The organism is Belliella marina, assembly GCF_042682445.1.
Taxonomy (GTDB): Bacteria; Bacteroidota; Bacteroidia; order Cytophagales; family Cyclobacteriaceae; genus Belliella; species Belliella marina.
Genome location: NZ_JBHUHR010000048.1, coordinates 41593 through 50845 on the forward strand (window position 1 = coordinate 41593; position 9253 = coordinate 50845).

The following is a 9253-nucleotide window of genomic DNA, read 5'->3' on the forward strand; positions in this document are numbered from 1 at the left end:
GATATTGTGGATTGAAAAAGTGAAGTAGATTGCCGTTTAAAACCGAATAGTCGGCTCAGTCAATAAAAACACCCATTTACTGCGTTAAATTTTTGAGCGATAGCTTAGGCTATCCCTCAAAAATTTGCCTTGTAACTGGATATTTTTATTGATTTTGACTTTGCGATAACAATCGAACTCAGGTTAGTATGTCTTTTAGTTGCTTATTGAATATAGGTTTAGAGAATGGGGTAAAGTAGAATATAACTATCCCCTTTCTTGCACCTAGCCAAACAATAGATTGTTGGATGAAGGATTTGTGGCCCTGTTGTCTACGCCACGCACAAGTTGTTGACGAGTATCCGCAACTTACAAAGCTACTTCTTACCCTACGTGCAACATTACGGATACTCATAAAGTAGAAAACCAAATTGGACAATCCTCGAAGATTCTCACTTTGAAAGTGTTAAACGCAGTTTCCCTCCACTTTTGACCGTCCATTTGGAGGGCAAAAAATCAGCCCCAAAAAAACATTTCAGGGCTGAAAAAAACAAGATTCTACACTGTAAGACACAAATACAAAATTGGACTAACCGATTAAAAAATTACCCATAAATAATAGGCTATTTTACCCTTTCCAAAATCAAATGACTAAACGGGTCTTCAGATCTCAGTCTAATTTTATCATTGGAAATCCTTTCGATTGTACCTTCACCAAAGTTATTGGTGAGTTTATTACCCTCTATGGAATAGGTAAGCATAAATGGAGTCTCCATGATTGGCGCACAATAAGGCTGATCGTTACTGTCATAGTATGTACCTACAGGGGTCACGATATAATCCTTAGAAGTGGTAAACTCAATCGTAGACTGCTTCTCGCAATCATCCTGTTCTATCTCCACTCCATTGCTGTCAAAATCCTGTACTGTATACCATTTCCCTATTACCAAAGTGGAAAAATCAACCTCCGGCTCTTCATCTTTGCTACAGCTACTTGAAAGTATTGCCATGAAAGACAATACCAAAAATACAATTCTTAAATTCTTCATGATCTTATATTTATTTTAGTTAAGGTTAAATTCAACTCTTCTATTCTTTGCCTTTCCAGTGGGCGTGTTGTTTTCTGCGATTGGTGTTGATTGGCCTCTTCCCGTTGAAGTGATGGGGTTTCGTACACCAAACTCACTCTGCAAGGCCATTTTGACAGCCATGGCACGTTGCTCAGAAAGACTTTGGTTAAGTTCTACCGACCCATCACTATCTGTATGGCCTATGATTTCCACAGATTTACCACTTTGTGAATTGAGAGCTTCAGCTATTTCTTTCAATATCCCATAGGATTCGGGATTGATTTCAGCAGAGCCAGAAGCAAAGGTGATTGCAGAAGTTGTGTAGGTTCCACTATCCAAGAGTTTGTTCCTGGTATCAGGCTGACCTACAGCATAGCGGATATTGCTGATATAATAATTGTCATTATCAGAATGGTTATTCACAAAAAACCTGGCACTCGTCAGTCTGACATCCTTCTGAAATGCTGCCGTCAGATCAAGTACTTTTTCTTCATCAGCAAAAACCTGCACTCTTCTCCCCATTCTTGAAATAGAAATATGGATCGGCTCATTAGCTCTTTCTGCATTTATTATATGCTTTGCATCGAAATTGTTGCGGAAATTCAATCCCTTCTCAGTATGTACTGCTTTTCTTGCAGTGATAAATGGCCCTCCATCAGACCCAATTCCAGAAAATTCGATCCCCAGATAATTATTGGAAAGCTTTTGAAGGGTGAAATATTCACCTCCACCGTCCCAACCAAGATTCGATTCCGGATTTTCGATATCAGTCAACACCAGCACCAATTTTCTACTATAGCTATATGTCCCAAAAGCAAAGTCATATATCAGATCAAATTCAAGGGTGAAATTCTCTGGGAAATCCTTTAAATATTCTGGAATAAAATTTCCTTTTGTCTTGTTGAACCAAACCCAATTCCCATCCAAACCATCGAAATTCACTATCTCTGCCGTCCCGGTGGTGATCCAAGAAGCTGGCAAATCTCCAATTTTGTCCTGCTTAAAATCATCAAACGCAATAATCTCTTCCCCTTGGATAAAAGAAAATTTGGAATATCTATTCAATGTCTGCTTCTCATTAACAGTTGGACTTTCGCTTTCTTGTCCCCCCAGCATATTCCCATCTTCATCGGTATCTTCCCATCCTCCCATATTGGAGGTATCCATATCATCAGCTGGGGAATTTTTATTCTTTTTTGGCTTTTTCTTAAACAATGACTTGACACCATTGATTACACCATCAGCTGCCTCTTCGATGCTTTGGTCTACTGTCCTCTCTGCTTTATTCGTTGAGCTTTCTTTTGCTCTTTCCACAACCCTCTCTTTGATTTGGGCATTTGCCGTAGTGCCTAAACCAACAAGGGAAACTAGAAAAATCATTTTCACTAAAATTTTCATGGGTATAGAATTTTGATGTTTGAGATATATTGTTTCTTTCTTGTTTGGTTTTAGTCACAAAACCCCAGAAAAAGTAAACATCAACCCCAAAAGCAAAATGGGTACAAGCTCACCCTCCTCATTTGATTGCAGATCACAGGAGGCTGTTTGATCATTGAAGATTGAGGTTTGGAGAGGGAAAGATGTTAAATGCAAAGGACAAGAAGCAAGATATAAGACTCAAGATGAAAGATGCAAGAGCCAAGATGCGAGTAACATTCTGGATTGCCCCGAAATGCCTGTCCCGAATACGGGAGGCAATTGAAAACAACTCGGCATTCAAGAAAAAGGCAATGAAAAAAAGTATAGACTAATTTCAGTACGTGACAGAAAACATGAGTGATTATGCAGAAAAACAAGTGTTCTTCTTAACTTCGTGACATAAAGCAGCAGTTACTTTCCCTAATCCAAAGCATGAATAAACTATCCAAATACTTCAAAAGGACATTTGATGACTACAAAGTCTTGGTCCAAGTCAATCCCGAAGACTGGACAGGTATAGAACTAATCGTACACCCTGACGGTAAAATCGAGAAAACTGCAATGCAATTTGATGAGGATATCTTTGAAGATTTGGCAGTTGATGATTTTGAAGAAAACGGAGCGATGGAGTTCAATCTATATCTGAAAGGAGTAAAATAGGGCATAATAAAAAAGCCTGACAAATTTTAAATATGTCAGGCTTTTCCTTGAAACGAAGGTCTTTAAAATATTATTCTTCGTTGTTATTTTCATTTGTAGGCTGTTGTGGCATCCAAGCAGGCACCAATTCCCTCTCCTCCAATTTGACTAATTTGCCTTCTTCAAAAGTCGCAAGCACATAGAAAGTTTCTCCCCTATTCACCCTATAGGTAATAAATTCCCCATCCAAAGTGCTAATGACGGCATCTCTATTCTGTCTCAGGAATTTCTTCTCAGACATTCCCCTGGTAAATTCCGCCCTGGGGCCCAGAATAGCACATGATCCCAACAATAACAAAGCTAGTGTAAAAACTATTGAATATTTCATAATATATTTTGGTTTATCCCTACAGAAAACGCAAATATACTGCCACATTTTTTCACACTGAAAATAAGCATTTTAGCATATTAGATAGAATTAATAGGCAGATCACACTTGGAATGGAGGATTTTTAAGCTACCTTTGTATCGGCGGTACGACCAGCTCCTGCTGAATCCCCCAGGTCCGGAAGGAAGCAAGGGTAGGCGGTCGTAGCGGTGCGATACCGCCTCTTTTTTTTACCTTTTCCTTAAAGATCCTCTCAGATATATTCCAACGACATTTCGCTACAGGCATATTTATGTCTTATTTTGGCTATTGTATAAGGAAAAAGTCGAAATGACTACTAAGTCACCTCGACGACAAGTGAGGCCTCGACCCGTCTTTGAAATAGGAAAGTGAAATTTGATGTTGGAGCGTGAAATTAAGTACGAGATTTCTCCCTTTGGTCGAAATGACTACTAAGTCACCTCGACGACAAGAGAGCCTCGACCCCTCTTTGAAACAGGAAAGTGAAAATTGATGGTGGAGCGTGAAATTAAGTACAAGATTTCTCCCGTTGGTCGAAATGACTACTAAGTCACCTCGACGACAGGAGAGCCCTCGACCCGCCTTTGAAACAGGAAAGTGAAAATTGATGTTGGAGCGTGAAATTCAGTACGAGATTTCTCCCGTTGGTCGAAATGACTACTAAGTCACCTCAACGACAAATGAGCCCTCGATCCTCTTTGAAATAGAAAAGTGAAAATTGATGGTGGAGCGTGAAATTCGGTACGAGATTTCTCCCGTTGGTCGAAATGACTACTAAGTCACCTCGACGACAAGAGAGCCCTCCCCCCTCTTTGAAACAGGAAAGTGAAAATTGATGGTGGAGCGTGAAATTAAGTATGAGATTTCTCCTGTTGGTCGAAATGACTACTAAGTCACCTCGACGACAAGAGAGCCCTCGACCCGCCTTTGAAACAGGAAAGTGAAAATTGATGTTAGAGTGTGAAATTCAGTACGAGATTTCTCCCGTTGGTCGAAATGACTACTAAGTCACCTCGACGACACGAGAGGTCTTACAAGGATATTGATTGCATCAACCTTTCTTATCCCTTACGTAAATCAACTTAAATCTGCCTTTCTGATTTTCCCGCTGCTCCACCTCGAATCTTTCGATTGCAGATATCAATGGTGTCAGTTTCTGGTATCCATAGTTTCTTGAATCAAAATTAGGCTGTTTTTTCTGTAGGAGATTCCCAATATCTCCCATAAATGCCCATCCTTCATCATCCGCCAAATCAGCAACCGTTGCTGCAATCAATCTGATCAGCTTTGGGTTTATCTTATCTACCTGTGGGGATTCGGTTTTCTGATCTTTCTGCTCTTCTTGATTATCAGACTGGGTCCGAAGGATTTCGAGGTATATAAACTTATCACATGCCACGATAAAAGGCTCCGGGGTTTTCTTTTCCCCTATGCCAATCACTGTCATCCCCGCCTCTCGGAGTCTGGTAGCCAATTTGGTGAAATCACTGTCGCTGGATACCAGGCAAAACCCATCTACCTTCTCAGAATACAATATATCCATGGCATCGATGATCATCGCCGAATCAGTTGCATTCTTACCGGTGGTATAGCCATATTGCTGGATAGGATTGATGGCATTTTCCAATAAGACATTTTTCCATTTCCCCAGATGTGGTTTGGTCCAATCCCCATAGATCCTTTTGATGGTAGGGTTTCCATATTTGGCAATTTCTTCCATCATCTCTTTCACTTGGCCTGAAGGGATGTTGTCTGCATCGATTAGTACTGCAAATTTGATATCTGAATTCATGTGTTTATTAGTCTGTAAGGAAAACGGTAAAAACCAAATATACACAATACCCATCAGGGAAATTGCTTTTAGCCACAGAATCTTCGAGAGAATATACCTTTGCTAAATGACTATTTGGGTTTAATTTCGCTCCCATCTCCAACCACTTTTTGTTAAATTTACAATCATTTCAAACATAGGAGGTTCTCTCCCTTTGAAAATGTAAAGAGCAATTCACCTCCAATACCCCTCTCCAAAAAACAGGCTTCTTAACAAGATCGTATCCCAACATTCCAAGCCAAAATAAATAGGTTATAATCAGATTTGATTCATCCAAATTCGTATTTTAGAAAATTAATTATCATAAACAAAAACAGCATGATTGTATCAACGACACCTTCATTGGAAGGCTATGAAATCACGGAATACTTGGGAATAGTAACTGGAGAGACTATCATCGGAGCCAACCTCTTCAAAGATTTCTTTGCAAGCATCACAGACATCGTCGGTGGACGGTCTTCCGCCTATGAAAAAGTCCTCAGGGAAGCAAAAACCACTGCGCTGTCCGAAATGGAAATGCAGGCCCGGGCATTCGGTGGGAACGCTGTAGTCGGCATTGATTTGGATTATGAAACCATCAGGGACGGCATGCTCATGGTGACTGCCAGTGGCACGGCAGTGAAAGTGTCCAAAAAAGCAGTATAAGTGACTCAATGCCGTTTTGTTAAGAAACGGAACCTGCCAGGCTTAAATCTTTCAATGGCCTTTCTTGCCTCATACGACACCTCTTTCCACTCTAAACTACTATCGGCTAAAGACCGATAGATTTGGTTTCGTCTAAAGGCGACTAAAGTACATCCCAGACTCAGTGTTCTTTGTGAAAAACTTGGTGATCTTAGTGGTTATAATTTTTACCACTAGGATCACCAAGTAAAAACACTAAAGTCTTAGCCTAAAGGCGAGGGATTTTCCCCCAAAGTGAGGCATTAATCGAAAACCCGGCAGGACATTGCTATATGATGCAATGGGGAAGTCATGTGATCATCATATTACAAACTGAGCACACATTCCGTGGTGCTATCAACAAAATGGACTGAGCAAGCTTCTATCGCCTACAGGTTATGGATCCATTCCAACAGATAGCCACATAGCAATGCACCATATGTACCAACAGCATAGCCTAACACCGCCATCAAAACCCCCACGGGCGCCAAGGCAGGATTGAATGCCGAGGCTACAATGGGAGCTGAAGCTGCTCCACCGACATTTGCCTGTGAGCCAACAGCCACAAAGAAAAAAGGTGCTTTGATCAAATATGCTACCAACAACATGATGATCACATGGAACAACATCCAAAGTATCCCTATCAAAAACAAGATTGGATTGTCAAAAATAGCTCCCAAATCCATTTGCATCCCAATGGTAGCGACCAATACATAAAGCATGACCGAACCTAAGCGGGAAGCACCGGCACCTTCCATTTCCCTGGCTTTGGTAAATGAAAGTACCAACCCTCCTGTAGTGGCTATCACTACAATCCAAAAGAATGGGGAATCCAATGAATATTGACCCAGCTGCGGATAATTTGTCCCGATAAATGGCGCCACATAGTCTGCAATCAGGTGTGCCAAACCGGTCACAGCAAATCCTACCCCTAAAATCTTCATCGTATCAGCCATGCTTGGTATCTTCAAGATACTCTCCCTATATTTTTCAACTTTATCCTGTAACTCAAAAATTGCTGAACTGTCTGCTTTGAACAATTTATCTATCACCCCTGGCTTGGCCGCCCAATAAAGCAATACCGCCATCCATACATTGGCCACCAAAACATCCACGGCAATCATTTGGGAAAACAAGGCCGGACTTGCCCCAAAAATCTCCAACATCGCAGTTTGATTGGCTCCCCCTCCTATCCAACTGCCTGCGATCGTCGATAGCCCCCTCCACACTTCATCCGGACCAACCCCACCCAATATCTCAGGATAAACCCATGAGATTACAAACAAAGCCATCGGACCACCCAAGATTATCCCTACTGAACCTGCCAAAAACATAACCAAAGCCTTTGGCCCCAACTTCAAGATTCCCTTGAAATCTATGCTCAGAGTCAATAATACCAAAGAAGCAGGAAGTAAGTACCTGGATGCCATGAAATACAGATTGGAATACTCTCCTGATATCAATCCAAATGAGTTCAATACTGCCGGTATAAAATAGCAAAGTAAAATAGAGGGAACTATCCTATAAAACTTCTTCCAGCCTGAATTGCCACTGTTGGATGTCGTAAAGACCAGGGCAAGGATGACCATTAAAATACCAAAGACGACGGCATCATTGGTGATCAGGGGTATGTTTTCTTCCATTATATTTGGGGTTGATTGAACTACATAAATACACTAAATGCCCGACAAGGCCAAAAAATCCAGCTTAGTAATTTTCCCATAGGTGCATAAACTCACCCAACATCATCGCTGTAGCACCCCAAACCATTTCCTTTTCTATTTCAAAATAAGGCGCTTGGAGTTTTATTTCGCTACGGACTGTGATCTCTCCTTTTTTTCGGATATCAAGATTTGTCAGCAACTCTATGGGACAAGAAATAATCCGATCTACCTCAAAAGGGTCTGGTATGAAGATAGGCTTCTCTTCTACAAAACCAATATATGGAGAGACAAGAAAATTACTTGGTGGAATATACAGATCAGATAGACTCCCCAACAGGTTGATAGAACTCTGTTTGACACCAATCTCTTCCTCTGTTTCCCTCAATGCAGTCTGGGCCAAGTCCCCATCAACTTCCTCCCATTTCCCACCGGGAAATGCCACTTGCCCACCATGAACTCCATCATAGCTTGGTCTTTTTATAAAAGGGACCATGGTATTGTCCTCTCCGGGATAAAAAAGCATCAAGACTGCTCCTTTTCTTGGATTAAGGGGTTTGGGTTCTAAAAATCGACTTTCATCAACCGGAATTGGAGCCATGCTGATCTGACCTTGCCTTCCAGGCAAAGGCTGCTTCAACATTCCTTCCAATTTCCTGATTACTTCCTTAAAGTCCATTCTCCAAACTCACTCCTGTAAATCTCTTGACCAAAAAACTCTCCCGCTTGTAACTCTGTGATTTGAGCGGATTGTCAAACTGACTAATCAAACCTTCCTTTGGATAGATAATCCAAGCCTTGGGAGAAATCCCAATTTCATCTTCAAAATGCCCTACAACCAACAAAGCCTCTGCTGATAACCATACCATATCCTCAAAAGCACCAGATGGTCCCATAAAAAGCAAGCGCTCCCGCATCCCATCTGACCTGAAATAAGTCACCTCGGAATCTGGGTTGAAATAGGCTTTCCCTTCTGTAGGGTATACCACCTTGTAGCTGTAGATATCTACCACACCTTCACCCTCTGGCTGCTTCTTCAGATAGGGATACAATGGATTCCCCTGTGAAATATGAAGTTCTTCAGGCCGCTCAATCCCCTCTACTGTATCCCTCCGGGAATACCCGAAATCTTTCACATTGAACTTCGGGTCAATACTTTTCCAGTGACGGATCCAGTCAGAAAGTTTCTGGAATCCAATTTCCAAAAGCTGCTCTTCTTCATCCAATCCATCCAATACACCTTTATCATTCGCTATTTCATCGTTCTTCCCGTCAGGAGAACATGCTATAAATGCATACAATGATAATAATAACAGAAAATTTATGAATTTATAGGAAGACTTCATATTCATTAGTGCTCAAAACGAATTCGAAAGAAACATAAAAAATCTCTTTTAATCAAAAAAGGTCCGAACATAGCCCGAACCTTTTTTATCTCTCAAACCTATTAAACCTATTGTAGATATTCATTGTATGAATAACATGCGTGAAAGGTAGAAAATGTTTTTTTATTGTCCAAGCAATCGATTGCGAAAATTTTATTTGGCTAGGCAAAAAACTTTCTACACACCCATTTACCCCA

Annotated in this window: 9 protein-coding genes and 1 other RNA gene; 3 read left to right on the top strand and 7 right to left on the bottom strand. The window is 40.9% G+C overall.

The window, feature by feature from the left end; genetic code table 11:
* Positions 1-602: 602 nt before the first annotated feature.
* Both ACFSKL_RS21405 and ACFSKL_RS21410 read right to left on the bottom strand, forming a co-directional pair.
* Positions 603-1028 (bottom strand): lipocalin-like domain-containing protein, encoded by a 426-nt coding sequence (locus tag ACFSKL_RS21405; protein WP_376889198.1) that lies wholly within the window; start codon positions 1026-1028, stop codon positions 603-605.
* Between the two features lie 15 nt (positions 1029-1043).
* Positions 1044-2447, bottom strand: a complete 1404-nt coding sequence (locus ACFSKL_RS21410) for an OmpA family protein (protein WP_376889199.1) — start codon at positions 2445-2447, stop codon at positions 1044-1046.
* Between the two features lie 453 nt (positions 2448-2900).
* Between ACFSKL_RS21410 and ACFSKL_RS21415 the strand changes: the two genes are divergently transcribed.
* A complete protein-coding gene (locus ACFSKL_RS21415; protein ID WP_376889200.1) occupies positions 2901-3128 on the top strand; it encodes a hypothetical protein in 228 nt (75 codons plus the stop codon).
* A gap of 70 nt (positions 3129-3198) precedes the next feature.
* On the opposite strand, the gene ACFSKL_RS21420 is transcribed toward ACFSKL_RS21415, so the two are convergent.
* A complete protein-coding gene (locus ACFSKL_RS21420; RefSeq protein ID WP_376889202.1) occupies positions 3199-3495 on the bottom strand; it encodes a hypothetical protein in 297 nt (98 codons plus the stop codon).
* Between the two features lie 139 nt (positions 3496-3634).
* Between ACFSKL_RS21420 and ffs the strand changes: the two genes are divergently transcribed.
* Positions 3635-3723: signal recognition particle sRNA small type (gene ffs / locus ACFSKL_RS21425), an RNA gene on the top strand.
* Between the two features lie 844 nt (positions 3724-4567).
* On the opposite strand, the gene ACFSKL_RS21430 is transcribed toward ffs, so the two are convergent.
* On the bottom strand, positions 4568-5308 hold the full coding sequence (locus ACFSKL_RS21430) for an NYN domain-containing protein (RefSeq protein ID WP_376889203.1): 741 nt from the start codon (positions 5306-5308) through the stop codon (positions 4568-4570).
* Between the two features lie 357 nt (positions 5309-5665).
* Here ACFSKL_RS21430 and ACFSKL_RS21435 point away from each other — a divergent pair, with 357 nt between their 5' ends.
* Positions 5666-5992: a YbjQ family protein gene (locus ACFSKL_RS21435; RefSeq protein WP_376889205.1), complete on the top strand. Its 327-nt coding sequence runs from the start codon at positions 5666-5668 to the stop codon at positions 5990-5992.
* A 407-nt stretch (positions 5993-6399) separates the two neighbouring features.
* Here ACFSKL_RS21435 and ACFSKL_RS21440 read toward each other — a convergent pair whose 3' ends face one another.
* From ACFSKL_RS21440 to ACFSKL_RS21450, 3 genes are all read right to left on the bottom strand, one after another.
* On the bottom strand, positions 6400-7653 hold the full coding sequence (locus tag ACFSKL_RS21440) for a DUF819 family protein (RefSeq protein ID WP_376889206.1): 1254 nt from the start codon (positions 7651-7653) through the stop codon (positions 6400-6402).
* Between the two features lie 64 nt (positions 7654-7717).
* Positions 7718-8350: an NUDIX hydrolase gene (locus ACFSKL_RS21445; RefSeq protein WP_376889208.1), complete on the bottom strand. Its 633-nt coding sequence runs from the start codon at positions 8348-8350 to the stop codon at positions 7718-7720.
* Complete coding sequence (locus ACFSKL_RS21450) at positions 8340-9017, bottom strand: bifunctional isocitrate dehydrogenase kinase/phosphatase (RefSeq protein WP_376889209.1); 678 nt, start codon at positions 9015-9017, stop codon at positions 8340-8342. Before ACFSKL_RS21450 ends, ACFSKL_RS21445 begins: the two co-directional genes overlap by 11 nt.
* Between the last annotated feature and the right edge of the window lie 236 nt (positions 9018-9253).

Bases quoted from the DNA above. Each gene is read 5' to 3' on its own strand.
- ACFSKL_RS21405 (WP_376889198.1), bottom strand. From the start codon at position 1,028: ATGAAGAATTTAAGAATTGTATTTTTGGTATTGTCTTTCATGGCAATA.
- ACFSKL_RS21410 (WP_376889199.1), bottom strand. From the start codon at position 2,447: ATGAAAATTTTAGTGAAAATGATTTTTCTAGTTTCCCTTGTTGGTTTA.
- ACFSKL_RS21415 (WP_376889200.1), top strand. From the start codon at position 2,901: ATGAATAAACTATCCAAATACTTCAAAAGGACATTTGATGACTACAAA.
- ACFSKL_RS21420 (WP_376889202.1), bottom strand. From the start codon at position 3,495: ATGAAATATTCAATAGTTTTTACACTAGCTTTGTTATTGTTGGGATCA.
- ACFSKL_RS21430 (WP_376889203.1), bottom strand. From the start codon at position 5,308: ATGAATTCAGATATCAAATTTGCAGTACTAATCGATGCAGACAACATC.
- ACFSKL_RS21435 (WP_376889205.1), top strand. From the start codon at position 5,666: ATGATTGTATCAACGACACCTTCATTGGAAGGCTATGAAATCACGGAA.
- ACFSKL_RS21440 (WP_376889206.1), bottom strand. From the start codon at position 7,653: ATGGAAGAAAACATACCCCTGATCACCAATGATGCCGTCGTCTTTGGT.
- ACFSKL_RS21445 (WP_376889208.1), bottom strand. From the start codon at position 8,350: ATGGACTTTAAGGAAGTAATCAGGAAATTGGAAGGAATGTTGAAGCAG.
- ACFSKL_RS21450 (WP_376889209.1), bottom strand. From the start codon at position 9,017: ATGAAGTCTTCCTATAAATTCATAAATTTTCTGTTATTATTATCATTG.